The 24008-nt window shown below is 73.0% G+C and carries 18 protein-coding genes and 1 pseudogene; 10 read left to right on the plus strand and 9 right to left on the minus strand.

Annotated elements, in window-relative coordinates; translation table 11 throughout:
* Positions 1–106 precede the first annotated feature (106 nt).
* On the plus strand, positions 107–1387 hold the full coding sequence (locus tag ABD317_RS13720; protein WP_027756863.1) for an MFS transporter: 1281 nt from the start codon (positions 107–109) through the stop codon (positions 1385–1387).
* Positions 1388–1463: 76 nt separating this feature from the next.
* On the opposite strand, the gene ABD317_RS13725 is transcribed toward ABD317_RS13720, so the two are convergent.
* Complete coding sequence (locus tag ABD317_RS13725; RefSeq protein ID WP_344290250.1) at positions 1464–2582, minus strand: rod shape-determining protein; 1119 nt, start codon at positions 2580–2582, stop codon at positions 1464–1466.
* 166 nt (positions 2583–2748) lie between these two features.
* Complete coding sequence (locus ABD317_RS13730; protein WP_027756811.1) at positions 2749–3573, minus strand: maleylpyruvate isomerase family mycothiol-dependent enzyme; 825 nt, start codon at positions 3571–3573, stop codon at positions 2749–2751.
* A 133-nt stretch (positions 3574–3706) separates the two neighbouring features.
* Here ABD317_RS13730 and ABD317_RS13735 point away from each other — a divergent pair, with 133 nt between their 5' ends.
* From ABD317_RS13735 to ABD317_RS13745, 3 genes are all read left to right on the plus strand, one after another.
* On the plus strand, positions 3707–4489 hold the full coding sequence (locus ABD317_RS13735; protein WP_344290252.1) for a nitrilase-related carbon-nitrogen hydrolase: 783 nt from the start codon (positions 3707–3709) through the stop codon (positions 4487–4489).
* 63 nt (positions 4490–4552) lie between these two features.
* The gene (locus ABD317_RS13740) at positions 4553–6391 is read left to right on the plus strand and encodes an NHL domain-containing thioredoxin family protein (protein ID WP_344290254.1); all 1839 of its coding nucleotides are present in this window, start codon (positions 4553–4555) and stop codon (positions 6389–6391) included.
* 48 nt (positions 6392–6439) lie between these two features.
* Positions 6440–6757, plus strand: a complete 318-nt coding sequence (locus ABD317_RS13745) for a hypothetical protein (RefSeq protein WP_344290256.1) — start codon at positions 6440–6442, stop codon at positions 6755–6757.
* 65 nt (positions 6758–6822) lie between these two features.
* Here the strand turns inward: ABD317_RS13745 and ABD317_RS13750 are convergent, their stop codons facing one another.
* A complete protein-coding gene (locus ABD317_RS13750; RefSeq protein ID WP_344290258.1) occupies positions 6823–8208 on the minus strand; it encodes a M18 family aminopeptidase in 1386 nt (461 codons plus the stop codon).
* Positions 8209–8324: 116 nt separating this feature from the next.
* Entirely contained in the window at positions 8325–10151 is a 1827-nt protein-coding gene (locus tag ABD317_RS13755; RefSeq protein WP_344290260.1) for an acyl-CoA dehydrogenase, read from the minus strand.
* A 145-nt stretch (positions 10152–10296) separates the two neighbouring features.
* On the opposite strand from ABD317_RS13755, the gene ABD317_RS13760 reads away from it, so the two are divergent.
* Positions 10297–10821 carry an SseB family protein gene (locus tag ABD317_RS13760; RefSeq protein ID WP_027756807.1) on the plus strand — a complete coding sequence of 175 codons (525 nt, stop codon included), beginning with the start codon at positions 10297–10299 and terminating at the stop codon, positions 10819–10821.
* A 62-nt stretch (positions 10822–10883) separates the two neighbouring features.
* Here the strand turns inward: ABD317_RS13760 and ABD317_RS13765 are convergent, their stop codons facing one another.
* Complete coding sequence (locus ABD317_RS13765; protein WP_344290262.1) at positions 10884–12332, minus strand: AAA family ATPase; 1449 nt, start codon at positions 12330–12332, stop codon at positions 10884–10886.
* Between the two features lie 610 nt (positions 12333–12942).
* On the opposite strand from ABD317_RS13765, the gene ABD317_RS13770 reads away from it, so the two are divergent.
* From ABD317_RS13770 to ABD317_RS13780, 3 genes are all read left to right on the plus strand, one after another.
* Entirely contained in the window at positions 12943–13371 is a 429-nt protein-coding gene (locus ABD317_RS13770) for a fascin domain-containing protein (protein ID WP_344290264.1), read from the plus strand.
* Between the two features lie 303 nt (positions 13372–13674).
* Entirely contained in the window at positions 13675–14046 is a 372-nt protein-coding gene (locus ABD317_RS13775; RefSeq protein ID WP_344290266.1) for a hypothetical protein, read from the plus strand.
* Between the two features lie 6 nt (positions 14047–14052).
* Positions 14053–14649: a hypothetical protein gene (locus ABD317_RS13780; protein WP_344290268.1), complete on the plus strand. Its 597-nt coding sequence runs from the start codon at positions 14053–14055 to the stop codon at positions 14647–14649.
* 62 nt (positions 14650–14711) lie between these two features.
* On the opposite strand, the pseudogene ABD317_RS37820 reads toward ABD317_RS13780, so the two are convergent.
* Together ABD317_RS37820 and ABD317_RS13785 are read right to left on the minus strand one after the other, a co-directional pair.
* Positions 14712–14849 (minus strand): annotated as a pseudogene (locus ABD317_RS37820) (IS1380 family transposase); the annotation flags it as partial.
* A gap of 174 nt (positions 14850–15023) precedes the next feature.
* A complete protein-coding gene (locus ABD317_RS13785; RefSeq protein WP_344290270.1) occupies positions 15024–17297 on the minus strand; it encodes a SpoIIE family protein phosphatase in 2274 nt (757 codons plus the stop codon).
* 124 nt (positions 17298–17421) lie between these two features.
* Between ABD317_RS13785 and aspS the strand changes: the two genes are divergently transcribed.
* Both aspS and ABD317_RS13795 read left to right on the plus strand, forming a co-directional pair.
* Positions 17422–19185: an aspartate--tRNA ligase gene (gene aspS, locus ABD317_RS13790; RefSeq protein WP_344290278.1), complete on the plus strand. Its 1764-nt coding sequence runs from the start codon at positions 17422–17424 to the stop codon at positions 19183–19185.
* A 135-nt stretch (positions 19186–19320) separates the two neighbouring features.
* Complete coding sequence (locus ABD317_RS13795; protein WP_344290272.1) at positions 19321–21834, plus strand: ABC transporter permease; 2514 nt, start codon at positions 19321–19323, stop codon at positions 21832–21834.
* Between the two features lie 144 nt (positions 21835–21978).
* On the opposite strand, the gene pstB is transcribed toward ABD317_RS13795, so the two are convergent.
* Both pstB and pstA read right to left on the minus strand, forming a co-directional pair.
* Positions 21979–22755: a phosphate ABC transporter ATP-binding protein PstB gene (gene pstB / locus ABD317_RS13800; protein WP_344290274.1), complete on the minus strand. Its 777-nt coding sequence runs from the start codon at positions 22753–22755 to the stop codon at positions 21979–21981.
* Positions 22756–22779: 24 nt separating this feature from the next.
* Entirely contained in the window at positions 22780–23853 is a 1074-nt protein-coding gene (pstA, locus tag ABD317_RS13805; RefSeq protein ID WP_344290276.1) for a phosphate ABC transporter permease PstA, read from the minus strand.
* Positions 23854–24008: the final 155 nt, after the last annotated feature.

Below are 24008 nucleotides of genomic sequence, written 5' to 3' on the forward strand. Positions count from 1 at the left end.
GACCGCTGTCAGCGCGGGCGGCCCGGGCGCGGACCGCCCGGGACGCGGTGGCAGCGGCGGCCGCGGCGGTGGCGGCGTCGCGGAGGGTGCGGCCGGGGCCCGCCGGCTGCCCGGTGACCCGCCCGGCGGCCTGACGGCCGCCGCCGTCTGGAGCCTCGGCGTCGCCGTCTACTTCGTCGCCGTCACGTACCGTACGAGCCTCGGCGTCGCCGGCATCGACGCCGCCGAGCGCTTCGACGTCGGCGCCTCCGCGCTCTCGGGCTTCTCCATCCTCCAGCTCCTCGTCTACGCCGGGATGCAGATCCCCGTCGGCCTGCTCGTCGACCGGCTCGGCACCCGCAGGGTGCTGGCGATGGGCATCGTGCTGTACACGGCAGGCCAGTTCGGCTTCGCGCTCTCCGGCACGTACGGCACGGCGCTCGCCTCCCGCGCGCTGCTCGGCTGCGGCGACGCGATGACGTTCATCAGCATCCTGCGGCTCGGCGCCCGCTGGTTCCCCGCCCGCCGCGGGCCGCTGATAGCGCAGCTCGCGGGGCTCGTCGGCATGGCGGGCAACCTGGTCTCGACGCTCGTGCTCTCCCGCCTGCTGCAGGAGTTCGGCTGGACCCCGACCTTCGCGGGCAGCGCGGTGGCCGGCGTGCTGATGCTCGTCCTCGTCCTCCTCTTCCTGCGGGACCAGCCCCGCGACTACGTCCCGCCGCCCGCGGAGGACCGCCACGGCGGCGGCATCCGCCGGCAGATAACCGGCGCCTGGCGCGAGCCGGGCACGCGGCTGGGCTTCTGGGTGCACTTCACCACCCAGTTCCCGGCGATGTTCTTCCTGCTGCTGTGGGGACTGCCGTTCCTCGTCGAGGCCCAGGGGATGAGCCGCGCGGAGGCCGGCGAGCTGCTGACCCTGCTGGTGCTGGCCAACATGGCGGTCGGCCTCGTCTACGGCCAGCTCATCGCCCGGCACCACGCGGCCCGGCTGCCGCTGGCGCTGGGCACGGTCGCGGCGACGGCGACGGTGTGGGGCACGGTGCTGACCTGGCCGGGGGAGCACGCGCCGGGGTGGCTGCTGGTGGTGCTGTGCTGCGTGCTGGGGGCGTGCGGGCCGGCGTCGATGATCGGCTTCGACTTCGCCCGCCCCGCCAACCCGCCGGAGCGGCTGGGCACGGCGTCCGGCATCGTCAACATGGGCGGCTTCACCGCGTCCGTCACCACGCTGCTGGCGGTGGGGCTGCTGCTGGACGCCACGGGCGGCAGCTACGGCGTCGCGTTCGCGAGCGTCTTCGTCCTCCAGGCCCTGGGCGTCTCCCAGATCCTGCGCCTGCGCGCGCGTGCACACCGGCGCGAACGCGAACGCCTGGTGGCGAGCCGGGTGTCGGCCGTCCACGTGCCCGCGTAGCCCGGGCGTCCGCCGGGACCGCAGACCAGCCGCTGGCCGGCCCCTGGTCGGCTCCTGGTCGCCCCCTGGCCGGCTCCTAGTCGGCCGCCACCTCCGCCGCCTGGCCGTTCTGCGGCGGCGGCGCCTGCGCCGACGCCGGCGCCGGCTCGGGCAGGCCCGACGCGCCCGACGTGACGTCGGGGAGGGTCTCCAGGGGCGGGCCCTTCTCGATCATGGAGCCGAGGCCCACCACCGCCGCCACGTCCGGGCGCTCCGCGATGTGCACCGGCAGGCCCACCGACGTACGCAGCATCGTCTCCAGGCCCGGCATCGTCGCGTTCTCGCCCGCCAGCACGATCCCCCGCTCCCCGATGTCCGCCACCAGGTCCGGCGGGCAGCGCCGCAGCACCGAGCGGATCCCGTCCAGCACCGTCAGCATCGGCGCCCCCGCCGCCTGCTCCACGGCCGCCGGGTCGACCTGCACCGAGCGCGGGCGCCCCGAGACCACGTCGCGGCCCTGCACCTCCAGCAGCGCCGCGCCCTGCGCGCCGGCGAGCGCCAGCTCGCGGTGCACCCGGCCGACGGTGTGACTGCGCAGCATCACCTCGTGGTTGATGCGCAGGTGCTCCACCAGCGCCCGGTCCACCGCCTCCCCGCCCACCGGCACCTTCTCGGCGGCGACCACGTTGCCCAGCGACAGCACGGCGATCTGCGTCATCGCTGTACCGCACACCACGATCAACGTGCCCTCCGCCGCCGGCACCGGCAGCCCGGCGCCCACCGCGGTGGCGATGAGGGTGTCGACGAGCATGACCCGCCGCGCGCCCAGCCCCGCCAGCGTGTCGATCATCGCCCGCTGGGTGAGCGGCTCGGCGTCGTGCGGGGTGCACGCCGCGGCGCGCAGCGCCGGGTGGAAGCGCCAGGACCTGCGGACCCGGGCGTGGATGAGGTGGCGCAGCATGCGCTGGGCCATCTCGATGTCGGTGATGCCGTTCGGCCCCACGGGCCGGGCGACCCGGATGTGCGCCGGGGTGCGGCCGGTCATCGCCTCGGCCTGGCCGCCGACGGCCACCAGGGCGCCGGTGCGGGCGTTGAGGGCGACGGCGCTCGGCTCGTCCACGACGAGGCCGACGCCCTTGAGGTAGACGCGGGTGCGGGAGGCCCCGATGTCGACGGCGACGCTGCAACGGACTAGCTGTTCCTGACTGATGCTCACACGATCAGCCTGGGGCGCGCGGGCGCGGGGCGCCCGCCGGGCTGTGCCGGTCGGATGAGGGCTGCGCCCTTACGGGTGAGGCCGCGCCCGTGCGGCGGAGAGCCGTGCCCCTGCGGGGGGGAGAGAGAGCCGCGCCCTGTCCGCCGGGGGTGCCGGCCTCCGCGGGTCAGTCCGTCACCGCGAAGTGCCGCAGCACCGCCTCCGCCAGCTTCGGATCGCCCTCCGTCTTCACCCGGTCCGCCGCGGCGGCGGCCCGCGTCCGGCCCGTCGCCAGCCGCAGGTACGTCTCCCAGTCCGTCGTCAGCGTCACCGTCGGGCCGAGCGAGACGCTGCCGTCGATGGACCCGCGGCCCTCGTCGTCGACCCGTACCGTACGCATGAACTCGACCGGGCCCGTCACGTCCACGACCACGACCGACCCCGCCCTGGCGCCCGCCTCCCCGGCCACCACGTCCGGCAGCCGCGCCAGCAGCTCGTCGCGGGCGACGAGGGCGCCGGGGGAGTCGATGTTCCCCGGCTTGCCGAGCGCGCGGCGGATGTCCTGCTCGTGCACCCAGACGTCGAACGCCCGGTAGCGCAGGGACTCCGCGAGCGTCACCTCCTGGCCGAACGGCCCGCGCACGGTCGCGTCCGGCGCGCGCTTCTCGTCGCGGAGCTGGCGCTGCCGGCGGATCAGCGTGTACTCCAGGTCGGCGGTCATCTCCGGCGCGGTGTGGTGCCGGCGGACGTCGACCTGCACCTCGACGTAGCGCGCCTTCTCACCCGTGATGTGCACGAGGTCGGCGGGCAGGTTGTGGATCGGCCGCGGATCGCCGAGCGCCTCGCACTCGGCACCGATGATGTGGGAGACGACGTCCCGCACGGACCATCCCGGGAGTCCGCTGCGGCCGCTCCACTCTCCCTCGGAGAGCGGTGCCACGATTTCGGATATGGCCTCGGCCGAGTGGACCCAGGCGTCGACGGCGGGCTGGAGGCTGGAGTGGACGGTCACACTACCCCTCACGGGATCGTTCGCGAGATGCACGGCAGGCCCTAAGTTACGCTGCGCACGGGTGCCCCGGCAGTGCTTTCGGGTGACGATTGTGCGGTGGCGCAGACGACTTCGGCTCGGGAGCGGTGGTAAAGTGCGCGCTTCGTTGATCCAGCTCCGGGTGGACCCGGAGGAAACCGTGGCGGGCCGACGGGCCAGAGCGGCGGCGCTCGTCCGCGGGGAGGCGGGCTCCGGGCTGGTGGTGCTGCCGGAGCTGTGGCACGTGGGCGCGTTCGCCTTCGACGACTTCGCCGCCGCGGCGGAGACCCTCGACGGGCCGACGGCGGCGGCGATGGCGGCGGCGGCCCGGGACGCGGGCGTGTGGCTGCACGCCGGGTCGATCGTGGAGCGCGACGCCGCGGGCACGCTGTTCAACACCTCCCTCCTCTACACGCCGGGCGGCGAGCTGGTCCGTACGTACCGCAAGATCCACCGCTTCGGCTTCGACCGCGGCGAGGCGGTCCTCATGGGCGCCGGCGACGAGGTCGTCACCGCCACCCTCGCCGACACCGTCGTGGGCCTCGCCACCTGCTACGACCTCCGCTTCCCCGAACTGTTCCGGGCCCTGACCGACAGCGGCGCCCAGACCTTCGCCGTCCCGGCCGGCTGGCCCGCGAAGCGCCGCGCCCACTGGCGGCTGCTGGCGCAGGCGCGGGCGGTGGAGAACCAGGCGTACGTCCTGGCCTGCGGCACGGCGGGCACCAACGGTGGGGTGGCGCAGGCGGGGCACAGCATGGCCGTGGACCCGTGGGGCGAGATCCTCGCGGAGGCGGGCGAGGACGAGGCGGTCGTGCGGGCGGAGCTGGACCCGACGCGGGTGGCGAAGACCCGGGAGGAGTTCCCGGCCCTGCGGGACCGGGTACTGGGACGGCCGTAGCGCGCGGGCGGCGGCCGCGGCGCCGGGGGAATGGGCGCGTCCGCGGTGTGGTTGGCTCTGCTCATGGCGAAACGTACCCGGATCCGGGCCCCCGAGCTGGTCGGCGGGGGCGGCTGGCTGAACACTGGCGGGGCGCAGCTGAGCCTCGCCGCGCTGCGCGGCCGCATCGTGGTGCTCGACTTCTGGACCTTCTGCTGCGTCAACTGCCTGCACGTCCTGGACGAGCTGCGCGAGCTGGAGGAGAAGCACCGGGACACGGTGGTGGTCGTCGGCGTGCACTCGCCGAAGTTCGTGCACGAGGCCGAGCACGGGGCCGTCGTGGACGCCGTCGAGCGCTACGGCGTGCACCACCCCGTGCTGGACGACCCGGAGCTGGCGACGTGGAAGCAGTACGCCGTGCGGGCGTGGCCGACGCTGGTGGTGGTCGACCCCGAGGGGTACGTCGTCGCGCAGCACGCGGGGGAGGGGCACGTACACGCCATCGAGCGGCTGGTCGCGGAGCTGGAGGCGGAGCACGCGGCGAAGGGCACGCTGCGGCGCGGTGACGGCCCGTACCGCGCGCCCGAGCCGGTGGCGACGCATCTGCGGTTCCCCGGGAAGGCGCTGCGGCTGCCGTCCGGCAACCTGCTCGTCTCGGACACGACGCGGCACCGGCTGGTGGAGCTGGCGCCGGACGGCGAGACGGTGGTGCGGCGGATCGGCAGCGGCGAGAAGGGGTTCGCGGACGGGGGGATCCCCGGCGACTCCGCGCCGCGGTTCAACGAGCCGCAGGGGCTGGCGCTGCTGCCGTCGGGGCTGGTGGCCGTGGCGGACACCGTGAACCACGCGATCCGGTCCTTCGACCTCGCCACCGGGTCGGTGACGACGCTGGCGGGGACCGGGCGGCAGTGGTGGCAGGGCGCGCCGGTGTCGGGGCGGGGGCGGGAGGTCGACCTGTCGTCGCCGTGGGACGTGGCGTGGTTCGACGGGCGGCTGTGGATCGCGATGGCGGGCGTGCACCAGCTGTGGACGTACGACCCGGCGACCGGCACCGTCGAGGCGGCGGCCGGCACAACGAACGAGGGGCTGCTCGACGGGCCGGCGGCACAGGCGTGGTTCGCGCAGCCGTCGGGGCTGGCGGCGACGGCGGACCGGCTGTGGATCGCGGACGCGGAGACGTCGGCGCTGCGCTGGCTGGAGCCGGGCGGCGCGGAGGGGCGGCCGGCGCGGGTGCACACGGCGGTCGGCACCGGGCTCTTCGACTTCGGCCACCGGGACGGCCCGGCCGCCGAGGCGCTGCTGCAGCACCCGCTGGGCGTCACGGCCCTGCCGGACGGCTCGGTGGCGGTCTCCGACACGTACAACCACGCCCTGCGCCGCTACGACCCGGCCACCGGCGCCGTGACCACCCTGGCGACGGACCTGCGGGAGCCGTCCGACGCGGTGGTGGACGGCGACGAGATCGTGGTCGTGGAGTCCGCCCGCCACCGGCTGACCCGGCTGCGGCTGCCGGAGGAGGCGGTTCGCGTCACGCCGGTCGCGCACCGCACGCGGCGCGCGGCGACGGACGTGGCGCCGGGCCGGCTGTCGCTGGACGTCGTCTTCCACGCCCCCCGCGGCCAGAAGCTCGACACCCGCTACGGCCCGGCCACCCGCCTGCTGGTGAGCGCCACCCCGCCGGAGCTGCTGGAGTCGGGCGAGGGCGCCGGCACGGACCTCGCCCGCGCGGTGGTGCTGTCGGCGGACGGGCCGGCGGAGGGCGTGCTGCACGTCTCGGCGATGGCGGCGAGCTGCGACGACGACCCGTCGGTGGAGTACCCGGCGTGCCACGTGCACCAGCAGGACTGGGGGGTGCCGGTCCGGGTTACGGAGTCGGGGGCGCGGCGGCTGCCGCTGATCCTGGCGGGGCTGGACGAGGGGTAAGCAAAAGAAACGACCCTGCATCGGTGCAGGTCAGCTAGGCTAGGCCGTATGAGTGAGACCGACGGGCTTCGTAGCCGTGTGGAGGCCTTGGAGGCCCGCATGGACGCCGTCCACGACCGCATGTCGCAGACGCACGCGATGGTCGCCATAAACGATCGGGACGTGGCGGATCTGAAGCTCGAAATGCGAGCGCACCGGAAGTCTCTTCAGGCACTCCGTGAGACTCAGCTGGAACAGGGCGAGGAGATCCAGGAGCTGCGGACGGAGATGCGCGAAGGCTTCGCGGAGATGCGCACCGGCTTCGCCGCCCTCACCGCCGGCCTCCAGGCCATCGCCGACCGCCTGCCCGAGGAACCCGGCTCCTAGCTAGTCCGCCGGATACCGGACCAACGTCGTCGACCCGGCGGGCCTCGGAGTGAGCCCCGCCGGGTTCACTGCGTCAGGAACGCCGCCAGGGCGCTCGCCAGCAGGTGCGGGTCGTCCGCGCCGCACAGCTCCCGCGCCGAGTGCATGGAGAGGATCGCCACCCCGATGTCCACCGTCGTGATCCCGTGGCGGGCGGCCGTGATGGGGCCGATGGTCGTGCCGCAGGGCATCGCGTTGTTGGAGACGAACGTCTGCCACGGCACCCCGGCCCGCTCGCAGGCGGTGGCGAAGACGGCGCGGCCGGTGCCGTCGGTCGCGTAGCGCTGGTTGACGTTGACCTTGAGGATCGGGCCCCCGTTCGGCATCGGGTGGTGGCCCGGCTCGTGGCGCTCGGCGTAGTTCGGGTGCACGGCGTGGCCGGTGTCGGAGGAGAGGCAGACGGAGCCGGCCAGGGCGCGCGCGGTGTCGTCGTACGAGCCGCCGCGGGCGGCGACGGTGCGGCGCAGGACGTTGCCGAGCAGGGGGCCCTCCGCGCCGGTGTCGGACTGGCTGCCGTTCTCCTCGTGGTCGAAGGCGGCCAGCACGGGGATCGCGCCGGGCGGGGTGCCGGCCGCCCCCGCGGCCCCGGGGGCGGCGCCTCCGGCCGCGGCGGTGAGGGCGGTGACGCCGGCGTGTACGGAGAGGAGGTCGTCCATGCGCGGGCCCGCGAGCAGTTCGCGGTCCCGGCCGAGGTAGGCCGGCGGCTCGACGCTGTGCACCATCAGGTCCCAGCCGATGACGTCCCGCGCCGGGACCCCGGCCTCCCCGGCCAGGAAGTCGACGAGGTCGCCCTCGCGGACGTCGCCGAGGCCCCAGACCGGGGTCATGTGGCGCTGCTTGTCGAGCTTGAGGCCCTCGGCGGTGACGCCCCGGTCGAGGTGGACGGCCAGCTGCGGCACGCGCAGCAGCGGCCGGTCGACGTTGACCAGCCGCACCTCCCCCGCGCCCGCGTGCCCCGCGCCCGCGTTCACTCCGTCCCCGTTCCCGTGCCCCGCGCCCGGCCGCAGCGTCAGCCGGCCCGCCAGCCCCAGGTCCCGGTCCAGCCAGGTGTTCAGCAGCGTCCCGCCGTACACCTCCACCGCGACCTGCCGCCACCCGTGCGCGCCGGTGTCCGGGCGCGGCTTGACCCGCAGGTTCGGCGAGTCCGTGTGCGCGCCGACGATGCGGAACGGCGTCTCGGGGGCGCAGCCCTCGGGCACGTACCAGGCGATGAGCGCGCCGCCGCGCAGCACGTAGCGCCCGCCGGCCGCCGCGTCCCAGGCGTCGGTCTCGTTCAGCCGCGTGAAACCGGCCTTTTCCAGCCGCCGGGCGGCCTCCGCCACGGCGTGATACGGCGTGGGGGAGGCGGTGAGGTAGCCGGCCAGGTCGTCGGTGTGGCCGCGGTCGAAGCGGGGCGGGGGTGCGGTCGTCATGACCAAAGCCTATGACGTGGGTGAGGAGCGGAATCGAGCCATCACCCGCGCCGGGCCGCCGCCCCGAGAACGCTCCCTGAGAACGCGCCCTCAGAACGCGGCCCGCGAACGCGCCCTCAGAACGCGGCCTCGTCCAGCTCCATCAGCGACTGGTCCGTGTTCTCCGCCAGCGACCGCTGCACCCCGACCCCGGGCAGCACGTTCTGCGCGAAGAACACCGCCGCCGCGATCTTCCCCTGGTAGAACGCCACGTCCTTCGGCGCGGCCGCCGGCAGCTTCTCCGCGGCCACCGCGGCGCCCCTCAGCAGCAGGTAGCCGATCACGACGTCGCCGGAGGCGTGCAGCAGCCGGGTGGTGTTGAGCCCCACCTTGTAGATGGACTTCACGTCCTTCTCGGTGGCCGCGAGGTCGGCCAGCATCACGCCGACGATCGCCTCCAGGTCCACCGCCGCCCGGGCCAGCTCGTCCCGCGCGGCGGCCAGCTGCTCCCCGCCGACCGCCTCGGCCAGGAACTTCTTGATCTCCTCGGCCAGCGAGGTCAGCGCCTGCCCCTGGTTGCGGACGATCTTCCGGAAGAAGTAGTCCTGCCCCTGGATGGCGGTGGTGCCCTCGTAGAGCGTGTCGATCTTCGCGTCCCGGATGTACTGCTCGATCGGGTACTCCTGCAGATAGCCGGAGCCGCCGAAGGTCTGCAGCGACTGGGCCAGCAGCTCGTACGACTTCTCCGACCCGTAGCCCTTGACGATGGGCAGCAGCAGGTCGTTCAGCGCGTGCTGCGCCGTCGTGTCCTCGCCCGCGGCCTCCCGGACCTGGATCGTGTCCTGGACCGAGGCGGTGTAGAGGACGAGCGCGCGCATGCCCTCCGCGTACGCCTTCTGCGTCATCAGCGAGCGGCGCACGTCCGGGTGGTGGGTGATGGTCACGCGCGGCGCGGTCTTGTCGGTGAACTGCGCCAGGTCCGGGCCCTGGACGCGCTCCCTGGCGTACTGCAGCGCGTTGAGGTAGCCGGTGGACAGGGTGGCGATGGCCTTCGTGCCGACCATCATCCGGGCCAGCTCGATGATCTTGAACATCTGGCGGATGCCGTCGTGCTTCTCGCCGAGCAGCCAGCCCTTGGCCGGGTGCCGGTCACCGAAGGTCAGCTCGCAGGTGTTGGAGACCTTCAGGCCCATCTTGTGCTCGACGTTGGTGGCGTAGACGCCGTTGCGCTCGCCCGGCTCGCCGGTCTCCGGGTCGAAGTCGTACTTCGGCACGATGAACAGGCTCAGCCCCTTCGTGCCGGGCCCGGCGCCCTCCGGGCGGGCCAGCACGAAGTGCACGATGTTCTCCGTCAGGTCGTGCTCGCCGGAGGTGATGAAGCGCTTCACGCCTTCGATGTGCCAGGTGCCGTCGGGCTGCTCCAGCGCCTTGGCGCGCCCCGCGCCCACGTCGGAGCCGGCGTCCGGCTCGGTCAGCACCATCGTGGTGCCCCAGCGCCTGTCCACCATGAGCCGGGCGATCCTGCGCTGCTCCTCGGTGCCCTCGTCGTGGAGGACGCCGGCGAAGGCCGGCCCGGTGGCGTACATCCACACGGCCGGGTTCGCGCCCAGCACCATCTCGGCGTACGCCCAGATCAGGGACGACGGCGTCGTCGTGCCGCCGATCTCCTCCGGCAGGCCCAGGCGCCACCACTCGGCGTCCATGTATGTCTCGTACGACTTCTTGAAGGACGCCGGGACGGGGGCGGTGTGCGTCTCCGGGTCGAAGACCGGGGGGTTGCGGTCGCCGTCGGTGAAGGACTCGGCCAGGTCGTTCTCGGCCAGCCGGGCGATCTCGGTGAGCACGCTCCGCGCGGTCTCGACGTCCATGTCCTCGAAGGGGCCCGTGCCGTAGACGTCGCCGCGGCCCAGCACCTCGAAGAGGTTGAACTCGATGTCCCGGAGGTTCGACTTGTAGTGGCCCATGCGCAGGCTCCGTATCAGGCATAAGGGATCAGCGACCACCCATGGTGCTACCCGCGAGTAATAAAATGCAACCCTCGTTTCGTCACATCCGTCCGACTGGCGCAGACCCGACCCGCGCGGCCGCGACGCCGCTAGGCTTGTCGGCATGTACGGCTACGACCAGTCCGGCGGTTACGGGGCCCCGCAGGGGCCCCCGCCCGGGCACCCCCAGGGGCACCAGTACGCCGCCCCGCCGCCCCCCGGGCCGTACGACCAGCCCGCCCCCGGTGGCTACGCCGAGCAGCCCCTCTACCCCGAGCCGTCCCAGCCCGCCCCGCCGTCCCTCGCCGACGCGGTCAAGGCGTTCACCGGCGGCACCATCGGCTCCGAGGACTTCCAGCAGATCTTCGCCACCTCCAAGATCTACTGCCCCCGCGGCGACAACCCCGGCTTCCTCGCCCTGCACAACACCCAGCAGCCGGTGATCCCGCTCTTCAGCTCGCTGAAGGAGCTGCGCCGGTACGCGGGCCGGGAGTCGAAGTACTTCACGGTCACCGGCGCCGAGGTCATCGACCTGCTGCCCACGGGCTACGGCTTCGTGCTCGACATCGAGGGCGAGCACCGCATGGTCGTGGACGCGAAGGCCGTCGAGGAGATGGTCGACTTCGCGATGCGCCGCATGTACGGCTGAGCCCGGAGGGCTCGACGGCGCATGCCGTCGATGGAATTCCTCATGGCGCAGGTCTGGAGGGCCTACTCCACCCAGGCGGAGATGAGGTCGGGGGCGGACCAGGCGAGGCCCACGGCGTGGAGGTCCAGATCCGCGGTGGTGCCGGAGAGGGAGACGACGGCCAAGCCGGAGCGGGACGGGTCGAAGCCGGGCACCTGAGGGGCGGTGCGTTGCAGGTCAGCGAGGTCGTGGCGGTCGAAGGGGGAGTCCAGCCACTTGACGGAGCCGGCGAAGAGCAGCCGGGCGGCCACCGGTGCACGGTCGGCACCGACGAGGTCGACCTCGGGGTTGAACCGGCGGTTCCACCAGCCGCCGACGACCTCCGTGCCGGTCCAGGGCAGCGCCCCGGAGAAGGCAGCCAGTTCGAGTGCCTGGCGGACCAGGGGCTCGATCGCCCGGCCGCGCCAGGTCGGCCAGCGGCGCCGGATGAGTGCGAACGCTGCCTCGGGGCGGCCGCGCTGGACTTGTTCGTGGGCGGCGCGCAGCATAGCCAGATACAAGCGCAGATTGCTGTCCGCGACTCGATACAGGGCGGGCTTGCCTGGTCGGGCGGACAGCGGGTGGTCGACGGCCAGCACCCGCTTCTCCACCACCAGCCGGCTCAGCACCGGCGAGAGCGTGCCCGAGGGCAGCGTGCCCGCGCGGCTGCCGGCGGTGGCGGCGATGGTGGCGTGGGTGCGATCCCCGGCGCCGATCGCCTCCAGCACGCGCCGGGCGGTGTCGGGGTTGGGGAACTCGGCCAGCAGCGCGGTCTCGGGGACGCCGAAGACAGGGGACGCGGGGTCGACGCACTCGTCGCGCAGGAACTCCAGCGCCGGAGTGCCATGCGGCCACGCGCGCAGGATGCCGGGAAGTCCGCCGGAGACGAGATGGGCGTCGAGGGCCTCGGCGCCGTCCAGGCCGAGGGCGGCGCCGGTCTCGGCCGGATTGAGCGGCCCGAGGACGAGGTTGTCGGCCCGGCCGTGGAACGGCTGCTCGTACGCGGTGAGCCGCTCCATCATGTGCAGGTCGCTGCCCAGGAGCAGCAACAGCACCGGTCGCTCCCTGAGCAGCCGGTCCCAGGCGGTCTGCAGCGCGCCGTCGAACAGGTCGTCCTGCTCGGCCAGCCACGGCACCTCGTCCAGGACGACGATCGCCGGGACGTCCGGGAGTGCCGAGGCCAGTATCCGGAAGGCGTCCGGCCAGTTCCCGGTCTCCGGTCGGGGCACCAGCTCCGGGTCACGCACCAGCGTGGAGTCGCGCAGCTCGCCCAGGAACGCTGCGATGTCCTCGACCGGTGAGGCGCCCTTGGTCGCGGCGAAGTACAGATACGGCACCCGCGCACGGTCGCAGAACTCCTGGACCAGCCGCGACTTGCCCACCTGCCGGCGGCCGCGGATGGCCACGGCGGTGGCCTCGCTGGCGGAGGCGACCCGCCGCAGCCGCTTGTCCAGCAGCGCGAGTTCCCGCGTACGACCGATGAAGCCGCTCACCCGGCCTCCCTTCTATGTAGAAGCAGTCTACATAGACTAGTGCTACCTTGTTCCGGGACTGCACGGCAAAGGCCTGACGCGGCTACCTGGGGCACCCGGACACCGTGGCTGCAGCGGCAGGGATGGCCTCAGCTGACGATGGCTCCTGCCAAAGGCCGGCGGTGCCGGCGGGAGACGGGGCACCGCGACTCGTGAATATGTGATGTACCCCACGTCCAGGCTGGAGTGCGCGTCTACAGCCCGCCCTCAGCCACCGCCAGCGCTTCCCGCGCCTCCCGCGTCCATAGCGCGTACCGCAACTCCGGCGGGAGGCTGTCCAGCCCGGTCCGCAGATGCTCGGTGGCGTCGCGGTACCTGCCAAGATTCAAGTGAACGTGGCCGATTGGGAGCGACATCCACCCTTCGGTCAGCCAATACGCCGTCGACGGCGGGGGTCGGTCTACTGAGCCTGTGCGGTGCGCTGGGGCTCGCTACGCTGGACAGTGCCGCGGTACCGCCGCGGCCGTCCTCGGCACCCCCCGCAGGATGGCAGGAAATCAAGGGCACCCAGGCCGCAGCCTTGACATGTGGGTCGCTGGCGACCGCGGCTGACGACCCATCGGCTATCGCGGTGCAATCGGCCCGCAACGGCAACTTCGCAACCGCCGAGGTCAACTACACCGCCCCCCACACCGGCGTGCTGCGTGCCCGGTCTGCCGCCGCCGGAGGCTGGGAAGTCTTCGGCCTGGAGTGGGACGAGACCACCCAGACCTACGCGCTGAAGTCCACTGCCAACGGCCAGTACGTCGCGGTGGAGCGCAACTTCACCGGGGACAGCCAAAACATCCTGCGCGCCCGGTCCGACACCGTCGGGAGCTGGGAGCGCTTCAGCCTCTTCTCCAACGAAGACCTCGACCACTGGGCCATACGCTCCGAACTCAACGGCCTGTACGTCGCCATGGAGAACAACTACACCGGCTCCCTGCAGTACGCGCTGCGCGCGCGCTCCACCAGCATCACCGGGGACTGGGAACAGTTCTACTTCTACGCCCGCGGCTGAACGCTGTTCCACCGTCACACCTGAAGGAGAGGTATGCATCGAATACGCCACCGCCGCCAGTTACGCCGCGCACTCATACCGCTGGCCGCTACAGCTCTCGCACTACCCGGCTTGGTCACCACTTCCGCACAAGCCACCTCTGCGCCTCCGGCTGCCACCAGCACCACCGGGACTGGTCTGGCCCCATCCGACACACCAGGAACCGACCGGTCGGCCCCTCTGCCCCACAATTCTCGGGACCTCACGGGTTCGGCGGCCGACTGCCCGGTGCCGGCTGAGGGCGAGAGGGGCGCCTTCCTGGAGATGGCCGACGGCCCTCTGCCGGGCGGAGATCTGTACGGCGAGGGAGGGGTATCCGCCGAACGCATCGTGCCCATCCCCCAGTGGTGCCTGGACCACGCCTTTGAAGGCACTCGGATCACGCGTACCAAAGCCTGCGACATCACCGCGACCACCTTCACCACGTACCGGATCGTCAACAACGTGCGCCAGGTCACCGGGGTGGCCCACCTCACCATCGTCAACTATGCCTACTCCTCGGAGACCGAACCCAACTGGATCCACCAGTTCGAGATCGCCGCCACCGCAGCCAGTTGGGGGGATGCCCGCAATGCGGTCGTCTCCGGAAAAGCCTCCGGTCTGGGTGAGTGCCAGCTGGACTGTGCCGGAAGGTAGTGCCCAATGCTCGACAACTGGACCAACGTTGCGGTCAGCCATCACCAGTTCGGCGTGCTGGACTCCGACACAATCGACATCGAGACCGCTGACTCCTCTAACGGTCTGATCCTGATCATGTCGCATGGCGCGATGATCAGCACCGGTATCCACACCGGGTACGTACGAGTCCAGAGCCTCCCCTTGCCCGGACCGCCCTCACACCCGGACGACGGGCCGTGGGAGGACATCATCGAGGCCAGCGTCTACTCCGCCACGGGACGTCTAGGCGTAGATGCCATGGAGCCATCCCCCGAAGATGACGCCTACCTGCACCTGCCCGAACTCGCCACCGCCGGACCCGGCTGGTACCGGCTGCGCGCCCACGCCCGCGGCCGCGACACCCCTCACGCCGCAGTCCAGCACGAACCCCTTGAGGACTACCTCCTCCTGTGCTGGCCCGCCCCACAAGCACCCACCACCCTCATCCGCACCACCGACCACGTCGGCCACACTCGCCGCGCTGCAGCTACACCACACCCTCGCCACCACACCCCCACCGGGCGCTCCGCCGCACCCACCGATGAACCCCAGCCCAAACCGACGACCTACCCACACGAATGATCTTGCCTTGGCCTCAATACCAGTGACTTAGGTGTCCCAGCTTCGTCGGACCTCGGTTGGCGGGGCCGTTCCTTGCGGACGATCAGCCGCATCCCCTGTGGCCAGCCGGTGAGGACATCGCCGGTGGGTTCGGCGGCCCAGGCGCCGTCGCGGATCCCGCCGTCCGGCTCGACGGCCAGTGTCCACGCGGCGGGCGGGACCTTCGAGGACTTCAAGGCCAGCCGCCTCGGCTCTGTACCCGCAGAGCCCGCCTGACCCGCCCGCAGGCCCACTCCCCGAAGCCCCCGAAGCCCCCGAAGCCCCCGAAGCTCCGGGAGCCCCGAAGACCCGGAGCGCCCGGAGCCCCCGGCACCCCGAGTCCCGCCCCTGCCGTCCTACAGGTGCGGCCAGTCCTGTTCGTGGAACTCGCACCAGACCTCCTTGCCCGCGCCCCGCGGGTGCGTGCCCCACTCGCCGGACAGCTCCTGGAGCAGGAACAGCCCGCGGCCGGAGGAGGACATCTCGCCGGGGTGGCGCAGGTGCGGCAGGCCCGTGTCGGCGTCGGCGACGGTGACGCGCAGGGTGCGGTCGCCGCGGGGGCCGGTGACGTCGGCGCTGATGTCGGCGTCGCTGTCGGTGTGCAGGAGCACGTTGGCGACCAGCTCGGAGAGCACCAGCTCGGCGGAGTCGACCTGCGCGGGGGCCGCCCAGTCGAAGAGCATGGCGCGCAGCTCGTGCCGGGCGTCGGCGGTGCGCTGCTGCTCCGCCTGGGGGACGGTGAGGTGCATGTGGCGGCCGGTGCCGGGGCCGCCGGGTTCGCGCATCGGCAGGTCGCGGCGGATGAGGACGAGGGCGATGTCGTCCTCGCGGCGTTCGGCGTGCGGGCCGGGGGTGGCGTGCGAGTGCGGGCCGCTGACGGCGTCGATGAGCGCGTCCGCCAGCGTCTCTAGGTCGTCGCCGACGTGTCCGGCGTAGACGCGGCGCAGCCGGTCCCGGCCGGTCTCCAGGTCGTGGCCGCCGGTCTCGATGAGCCCGTCGCTGCACAGCAGCATCAGCTCGCCGGGCTCCATGACCAGCCGGGTGACGGGGTAGTCGGGGTCCTCGACGACGCCGAGGGGCAGGCCGCCCTCGGTGGGGCGGACGAGGAGGGTGCCGTCGCCGATGCCCATCGCCGGGTCGAGGTGGCCGGCGCGGGCGATGGCGAGGGTGCCGGTGGCCGGGTCGGCCAGGATGTAGAGGCAGGTGGCGAAGCGGGGGTCGGCGTCGTCGGGCGGGTCGGCGCTGTCGAGGCCCTCGCGCAGGTTGAGCTGGGTGAGGAAGTGCGAGGCGCGGGTCAGTACGGCGTCGGCGTGGTGGCCTTCGGAGGCGTACGCGCGGATGGCGATGCGCAGCTGGCTCATCAGCCCGGCGGCCCGCACGTCGTGGCCCTGGACGTCGCCGATGACGAAAGCCGTCCTGCCGGACGCCAGGGAGATCACGTCGTACCAGTCGCCGCCGATCTCCAGCCCGCCGCCGGTCGGCACGTAGCGGGCGGCGACCGTCATGCCCGGCGTCGGCGGCACCTCCTCCGGCATCAGGCTGCGCTGCAGCCCGGCGGACAGCTCGCGCTCGGACTCGTGCACGTGCGCGCGGGAGAGCGCCTGGGCGAGCATGCGCGCCACGGTGGTGAGCACCGAGCGCTCGTCGGGCGTGAACGGCGCGGGGTGGGAGAAGGCCGCCAGCCACACGCCGATGACGCGGCCGGAGACGATCAGCGGCACGTACGCCCACGAGCGCCGGCCGAGCCGGCCGGCGATCCGCCATGCGCGCGGGAAGCGGCGGCGGTACTCCTCGCGGCCGGCGATGTAGACGGCGCGGCCGGTGCGGACGGCGACGGCGCCGGGGTAGTCGGAGTCGAGGGGGAAGTCGGCGAAGGAACTCTGGTCCTCGGGGCGGTAGCCGTGCTGGCCGATGAGGGTGATGCGGTCGCCCTCGACGCTGAAGACGGCCATGCCGTCGGGCGAGAAGCCGGGCATGGACAGGGAGGCGGCGACGCGCAGCACCTGGTCGGTGCCGCGGGACTCGGCCAGGGCGCGGCCGGCGTCGAGCAGGAACGCCTCGCGCGACAGCCGCCAGTCGCTGGTCAGCGGGGACGGCGGGGAGGTGCCGGCGCTGGCGCCGGGGAGGGGCTCGACGACCTCCTGCACGGTGCCGGACATCAGCGTGCCGTCCGCGCCGGAGGAGCCGGAGGAGCCGGAGCGTAGCCGGGCGCCGCGGGCGGCGGCCGGGCTGCCCGTGCCGGTGTCGCCGCCACCGCCGGCCCCGGTGCCGCGCCCCGGCCCCCCCCCCCCCCCCCCCCCCCCCCCGTGGTCCCCGTCCACCGCCCGCCCGTCCCGGAACGGCCGCATCCTGGTGCGTACGACCCGCAGCACCGTCCCCCGCTCGTCCACGATCCGCAGCTTCGCCTCGGCCACGGTGCCCTCGGTGCAGGCCAGGTCCATCGCCCCGGCCAGCTCGACGTAGTCCACCCCGTGGCAGCGGGCCCGCACGGCGGCCGCCGACGTCTCCGTCCGCCGGGCGGGCAGCCCGACCAGCCGGGCGGCCTCGGCGTCCATCGTCACGGTGCCGGAGGCGGCGTCCCAGCTCCACACCCCGGTGCCGACGGCGGCCAGGACCTCCTCGGTGTGCATTGCCCTATTTTAAGGTGATTGCCCCCGTGCGGCCGGGGACGCGGGGGACGGTAGTCTTGGCGGGCTGAATGCTATGACGAACATGTCATGGCCGAGACGACGAGTCGCACGAACTGGATGGATGATGCACCGGTACCGGTCCCACACCTGCGGCGAGCTGCGCGCGAGCGACGTCGGCGGCGACGTCCGCCTGTCCGGCTGGCTGCACAACAGGCGCGACCTGGGCGGCATCCTCTTCATCGACCTGCGCGACCACTACGGCATCGTCCAGCTGGTCGCCCGCCCCGGCACCCCCGCGAACGAGGCGCTGGCGCACCTCACCAAGGAGACCGTCGTCCGCGTCGACGGCGCGGTCGTCTCCCGCGGCGCCGAGAACGTCAACCCCGAGCTGCCCACCGGCGAGGTCGAGGTCGAGGTCGCCGACGTGGAGGTGCTCGGCGGCGCCGAGCAGATCCCGTTCACGATCAACGCCGAGGACGGCGTCGGCGAGGAGCGCCGGCTGGAGTACCGCTTCCTGGACCTGCGCCGCGAGCGCATGCACCGCAACATCATGCTGCGCACCGCGGTCGTCACGGCCATCCGGCAGAAGATGACGGCGCTCGGCTTCAACGAGCTGACCACCCCGATCCTCTCGGCCACCTCCCCCGAGGGCGCCCGCGACTTCCTGGTCCCCTCCCGGCTGCACCCCGGCACGTTCTACGCGCTGCCGCAGGCCCCGCAGCAGTTCAAGCAGCTGCTGATGATGGCCGGCTTCGACCGCTACTTCCAGATCGCGCCCTGCTTCCGCGACGAGGACGCCCGCGCCGACCGCTCGCCCGGCGAGTTCTACCAGCTCGACATGGAGATGAGCTTCGTCGAGCAGGAGGACGTCTTCGCCGTCATCGAGAAGGTGATGACGGAGCTGTTCGAGGAGTTCGGCAACGGGCGGCACGTCACCTCGCCGTTCCCGCGGATCCCGTACCGCGAGGCGATGACGAAGTACGGCTCGGACAAGCCGGACCTGCGGGCGGAGCTGGAGCTGACGGACGTCACCGACGTCTTCGCGGGCAGCGACTTCAAGGCGTTCGCCGGCCGGCACGTGCGGGCCCTGCCGGTGCCCGCCGTGCAGGACCAGCCGCGCAAGTTCTTCGACGCCCTCGGGGACTACGCCGTCGAGCAGGGCGCCAAGGGCCTGGCGTGGGTGCGCGTCGGTGAGGAGGGCGCGCTGACCGGGCCGATCGCGAAGTTCCTCACCGAGGAGAACGTGCGGGTGCTCACCGAGCGCCTCGGCCTGGCCCCCGGGCACGCGGTGTTCTTCGGCGCCGGCCAGACCGACGAGGTCTCCCGGATCATGGGCGCGGTGCGCGTCGAGGCCGCGAAGCGCGCCGGGCGGTTCGCCGCGGACGTGTTCCGGTTCTGCTGGATCGTCGACTTCCCGATGTTCGAGAAGAACGAGGACACCGGCGGGATCGAGTTCTCCCACAACCCGTTCTCGATGCCGCAGGGCGGCGTCGAGGCGCTGGAGAACAAGGACCCGCTGGACGTGCTGGCGTACCAGTACGACATCGTCTGCAACGGCGTCGAGCTGTCCTCCGGCGCGATCCGGAACCACGAGCCGGAGGTCATGTTCAAGGCCTTCGGCATCGCCGGATACGGCAGGGACGAGGTGGAGCGGGAGTTCGGCGGCATGCTGCGCGCCCTCCGCTTCGGCGCCCCGCCGCACGGCGGGATCGCGCCCGGCATCGACCGCATCGTGATGCTGCTGGCCGACGAGCCGAACCTCCGCGAGACGATCGCCTTCCCCCTCAACGGCAACGCCCAGGACCTGCTCATGGGCGCGCCGAGCGAGGTCGACGAGGCGCGGCTGCGCGAGCTGCACATCGCGCTGCGCAAGCCGCAGCCCAAGTAGCGCACGGCGGGCCCCCGGCCCGGGGTGTACCTGGCACCACCCCGGAGTCGGGTGGGCATCCCATGGGGCCCGCGGACGGAAATTCCTACGTTGATGTCATCCGACATCGCAGAGGGGAACCGTCCCATGTGGGCCATGGCCATCCGTACGCTCCGGTACAGAACAGCCTCGCTGTCGGCGACCTTCCTGGCGCTCTTCCTGGGCACCGTCATCGTCATGACGTGCGGCGGCCTGCTGGAGACCGGCGTGCGCAACAACGCGCCGGCGCAGCGGCTCGCGGGCGCCGACCTCGTGGTCGCCGCCGACCGGGAGCTGCCCCGCGGCGACGAGACGGTCGTCCTCGACGAGCGCCCCCCGCTGGACGGCTCCCTTACCGCGGCGGTACGGAACGTGCCCGGCGTCGAGCGGGCCGTCCCCGAGCGGGTCTTCGACGCCGCCGTCCTCGGCGACGGCGACGCCCCCGAGGTGCAGGGCCACGGCTGGTCCTCCGCCGCCGTCACCCCGTACGAGCTGACCGCCGGCCGGGCGCCGCGGGGCCCGCGCGACGTGGTCCTCGACGAGGCCACCGCCGGGGCGTACGGCGTCCGCCCCGGCGACGAGGTGCGCATCGCCGCCCGGGGCGGCGCCGCGGCGTACCGGCTGACCGGCGTGGTCCGCACCGGGCACGCCGTCGGCCGCGGCGCCGTGTTCTTCACCGACGAGCGCGCCCGTGCACTCTCCCCGGCCGTCGCCGACATCGCCGTCACCGCGGCGCCGGGCACCGACCGCGGCGCGCTGAAGGACCGCCTCGGCGACGCCGTCGCCGCGCACACCGCCGCCGGGCGGATCCCGGCGAAGGTGGTCTCCGGCGACGACCGCGGCGCCGTCGAGTACCCCGACGTGCTCACCCGCAGGGAGGACCTGATCGCGGTGGCCGGCGCCTTCGGCGGCATGGCCACCGCCGTCGCGGTCTTCGTCGTCTCCGGCACCGTCGGGCTGTCCGTCGAGCGCCGCCGCCGCGAGTTCGCCCTGCTGCGCACCGCCGGCGCCACCCCGCGCCAGCTGCGCCGGCTGCTGCTCGCCGAGACGCTGCTGGTGGCGCTGCCCGCCGCCGCGGCGGGCTGGTTCGCCGGGCCGCCGGCGGGGGAGCGGCTCTTCGAGGAGTTCACCGGCAGCGGCATGGTCTCCGGGGCGGTCGCGTACGAGCAGGGCTGGCTACCCGCCGTCGCGGCGGGCGGCGCGCTGCTGCTGACCGCGCTGTTCGGCGGCTACGTCGGCGGCCGGCGCGGGGTGAAGATCAAACCCGTCGAGGCGATGGCGGAGGCGGCGCTCGGGACCCGCTGGGCGCACCCGCTGCGCATCGTGCTGGCCCTTCTCTTCCTCGGCGGGGCCGCCGCCCTGGCGATCCTCACCTGGGTACTCTTCGACGGCCCGATCGCGGCCAGCACCGCGGGCCCCACCGTGCTGTGCACGGCCGTCGGCCTCGCGCTCCTCGCCCCCGGGCTGACGAAGCTGTGCACCGTGCTGATCTCCGGCCCGGTCCGGCTGGTCACCGGCGCGAGCGGCGAGCTGGCCGTCGCCACCGCCCGGGCCCGCGCCGTGCGGATGGCCGGCGTCGTCACGCCCGTGATGCTGGCCGTCGCCATGGCCACCGGCAACCTGTACCTGCAGACCACGCAGACCGACGCCGCCCGCGAGGCATACGCCGAGACCCTCCGCGCCGACGCCGTCGTCGACTCCCCCGCCGGCACCGTCGACCCGGCGCTCGCCGCCGACGTCCGCGCCGCGGACGGGGTCGCCGCGGCCGGCGCGTACGTCACCGGAACCGGCTGGATCGACGGCATCGGCGACGAGGACGGCGTGCCGCTGCAGGGCGTCGACGCCCGCGGCGCCGCGCGGACCACCGCCCTGGAGCCGGTCGCGGGGGACGTCGCCGACCTCACCGGCCGGACGGTCGCCCTCCCCGCGGGCGCGGCCGGCGGCCGCGGCGTCGGCGACACCGTGCAGGTGCGCTTCGGCGACGGCGCGGAGGTCCCGCTGCGGGTCGCGGTGCTCTTCGCGGGCCGCGACGGCTACGACACCGTGTTCCTGCCCGCGGACCTCCTCGCCGGGCACACCGACGGCGGGCTGCCGCAGCAGATCCTGGTGACGGCCGAGGACGGCGTCGGCGCCGCGGAGCTGACGGCGAGCCTGGAGAAGACCCTCGCGGACCACCCCGGCACCCGCGTCACGGACCGCGACGAGCTGATCGAGGCCAACGTCGAGGACACCGAGACCCAGGCGTGGGCCAACTACCTGATCCTCGGCATGATCGTGGCGTACACGGCGCTCTCGGTGGTCAACAACCTGGTGCTCTCCGTCACCGGGCGCCGCCGTGAGTTCGGGCTGCAGCGGCTCGCCGGCGCCACCCGCCGGCAGGTGCTGCGGATGCTGACGATCGAGGCGCTCATCGTCGCCGGGATCGGCGTGGGCCTCGGCACGGCGGCCGCGGCCACCGCGCTGGTGCCGTTCAGCCACGCCGCGGCGGACAGCCTGCTCCCCTCCGGCCCGCTGTCCATCTACGGCGTGACGGTCGCCGGTGCCGTGGCCCTCGCCCTGACCGCCACCCTGGTGCCCGGCTGGGCGGCCCTCCGCCGGCGCCCCGCCGAGGCGGCGCTGGCGGAGGAGTAGGGCCCCCGCGCTGCGGAGGGGTGAGGGCGGGCCCGCCCCGGGTGCGGGGCGGGCCCGGTGTCTTGCGGCGGCACCGCCAGGCAGCACCGCAAGACGGCTTACCCGGCCGGTGTCCCCCCGGAACACCGGCCGGAGCTGCGGGGGTCAGCCGAAGCGGCCGGAGACGTAGTCCTCGGTCGCCTGCACCGACGGGTTGGAGAAGATCTTGTCGGTTTCGTCGATCTCGATGAGCTTGCCCGGTTCGCCGACGGCGGCGAGGTTGAAGAACGCGGTCCGGTCCGAGACCCGCGCCGCCTGCTGCATGTTGTGCGTCACGATGACGATGGTGAAGCGGGTCTTCAGGTCCCCGATCAGGTCCTCGATGGCGAGGGTGGAGATGGGGTCGAGGGCCGAGCAGGGCTCGTCCATGAGGAGCACCTGGGGTTCGACGGCGATGGCGCGGGCGATGCACAGGCGCTGCTGCTGGCCGCCGGACAGGCCGGAGCCGGGGCGGTTGAGCCGGTCCTTGACCTCGTTCCAGAGGTTCGCGCCGCGCAGGGACTTCTCCACCACGTCGTCCAGCTCGGACTTCTTGTAGCGGCCGTTGAGCTTGAGGCCGGCGGCCACGTTCTCGTACACGCTCATCGTCGGGAACGGGTTGGGCCGCTGGAAGACCATGCCCACCACCCGCCGTACGGAGACGGGGTCGACTCCGGGCGCGTACAGGTCCTCGTCGTCCAGCATCACCTTCCCCTCCACCCGCGCGCCCGGGATGACCTCGTGCATGCGGTTGATGGTGCGCAGGAAGGTGGACTTGCCGCAGCCGGACGGGCCGATGAAGGCGGTCACGGACTTCGGCTCGACGTGCATGGAGATGTCGTCGATCGCCTTGAAGTCCCGGTAGTAGGCGGTGAGGCCGCTGATGTCGATGCGCTTGGCCATGTCAGATCACTTCTCCTGTGGCCGTCAGTGGCCGGTGTTCGGGGACTTCCAGCGGGCTATGCCGCGGGCCAGCAGGTTGAGGACCATCACGAAGACGATGAGGACCAGGGCGGCGGCCCAGGCGCGGTCGAACGACGCCTCGGTGCCCGCGCCCCACTGCTGGTAGATGTACAGCGGCAGGGACGCCTGACCGCCCTCGAAGGGGTTGCTGTTGATCGCCGGGCTGCCGAAGACGAGCAGCAGCACGGGGGCCGTCTCGCCGGTGATGCGGGCCACGGCGAGCATGACGCCGGTGGTGATGCCGCCGATGGAGGTGGGCAGGACGACCTTGAGGATCGTCTTCCACTTCGGTACGCCCAGCGCGTACGACGCCTCCCGCAGCTCGTTCGGGACGAGCTTCAGCATCTCCTCGGTGGAGCGCACGACCACGGGCATCATCAGGATCGCCAGCGCCAGCGAGCCGGCGAAGCCGGAGTAGCCGAAGTCCAGGATCATGATCCACAGGCTGAGGACGAACAGGCCGGCGACGATCGACGGGATGCCCGTCATGACGTCGACGAAGAACGTCACCGCCTTCGCCAGCGCCCCGCGGCCGTACTCCACCAGGTACACGGCGGTCAGCAGCCCGATCGGGGTGGCGATCAGCGTGGCGATCAGCACCTGCAGGATGGTGCCCATCAGCGCGTGGTAGACGCCGCCGCCGGGCGCGATGTTGACCACGCCGCTCATCGAGTGGGTGAGGAAGTAGCCGTCGGCGACCTTGGAGCCCTTGCTGACGGTCTCCCAGACCAGCGACGCCAGCGGAATGACGGCCAGCAGGAACGCCACCCACACCAGGGAGGTCGCCAGCCGGTCCCTCGCCTGCCGGCCGCCCTCGACCACCGTGGCGATGACGTACTGGCCGACGACGAAGAGGATCGCCGCGATCAGCCCCCACTGGATGCGGCTGCCGAGGTCGGCGAGCACACCGGTCAGCACGCCCACGGCGGCGGCGCCGCCCGCGATGGCCAGCGGCGCCCAGCGGGGCAGCCGCGGCTGCTGGATGCCGAGCCGGTCGACCGGCCCGGGCTTGTCTGCCACGATCTGCGTCGCGCTCATGCTTCCCCTCCGATCATTCGCTTCTCCGCCCGCGCGGCGGGAGGTGCGGTCAGCGTCGTCGGGTGCGGCCGGGCAGCCGCGCGTGCGTCGCTCATGCGTCGGCCCCCGAGTACTCCTTGCGGCGCGCGATGATCAGCCGGGCGGCGCCGTTGACC

It is taken from the genome of Streptomyces synnematoformans (genome assembly GCF_039531005.1).
In the GTDB taxonomy this organism is placed as follows: domain Bacteria; phylum Actinomycetota; class Actinomycetes; order Streptomycetales; family Streptomycetaceae; genus Streptomyces; species Streptomyces synnematoformans.

What these genes read in the sequence shown, in the direction of transcription:
- ABD317_RS13740 (WP_344290254.1), top strand. Translation starts at nt 4,553, where the DNA reads ATGGCGAAACGTACCCGGATCCGGGCCCCCGAGCTGGTCGGCGGGGGC.
- ABD317_RS13745 (WP_344290256.1), top strand. Translation starts at nt 6,440, where the DNA reads ATGAGTGAGACCGACGGGCTTCGTAGCCGTGTGGAGGCCTTGGAGGCC.
- ABD317_RS13750 (WP_344290258.1), bottom strand. Translation starts at nt 8,208, where the DNA reads ATGACGACCGCACCCCCGCCCCGCTTCGACCGCGGCCACACCGACGAC.
- ABD317_RS13755 (WP_344290260.1), bottom strand. Translation starts at nt 10,151, where the DNA reads ATGGGCCACTACAAGTCGAACCTCCGGGACATCGAGTTCAACCTCTTC.
- ABD317_RS13760 (WP_027756807.1), top strand. Translation starts at nt 10,297, where the DNA reads ATGTACGGCTACGACCAGTCCGGCGGTTACGGGGCCCCGCAGGGGCCC.
- ABD317_RS13775 (WP_344290266.1), top strand. Translation starts at nt 13,675, where the DNA reads ATGGCCGACGGCCCTCTGCCGGGCGGAGATCTGTACGGCGAGGGAGGG.
- ABD317_RS13780 (WP_344290268.1), top strand. Translation starts at nt 14,053, where the DNA reads ATGCTCGACAACTGGACCAACGTTGCGGTCAGCCATCACCAGTTCGGC.
- ABD317_RS13785 (WP_344290270.1), bottom strand. Translation starts at nt 17,297, where the DNA reads ATGCACACCGAGGAGGTCCTGGCCGCCGTCGGCACCGGGGTGTGGAGC.
- aspS (WP_344290278.1), top strand. Translation starts at nt 17,422, where the DNA reads ATGCACCGGTACCGGTCCCACACCTGCGGCGAGCTGCGCGCGAGCGAC.
- ABD317_RS13795 (WP_344290272.1), top strand. Translation starts at nt 19,321, where the DNA reads ATGGCCATCCGTACGCTCCGGTACAGAACAGCCTCGCTGTCGGCGACC.
- pstB (WP_344290274.1), bottom strand. Translation starts at nt 22,755, where the DNA reads ATGGCCAAGCGCATCGACATCAGCGGCCTCACCGCCTACTACCGGGAC.
- pstA (WP_344290276.1), bottom strand. Translation starts at nt 23,853, where the DNA reads ATGAGCGCGACGCAGATCGTGGCAGACAAGCCCGGGCCGGTCGACCGG.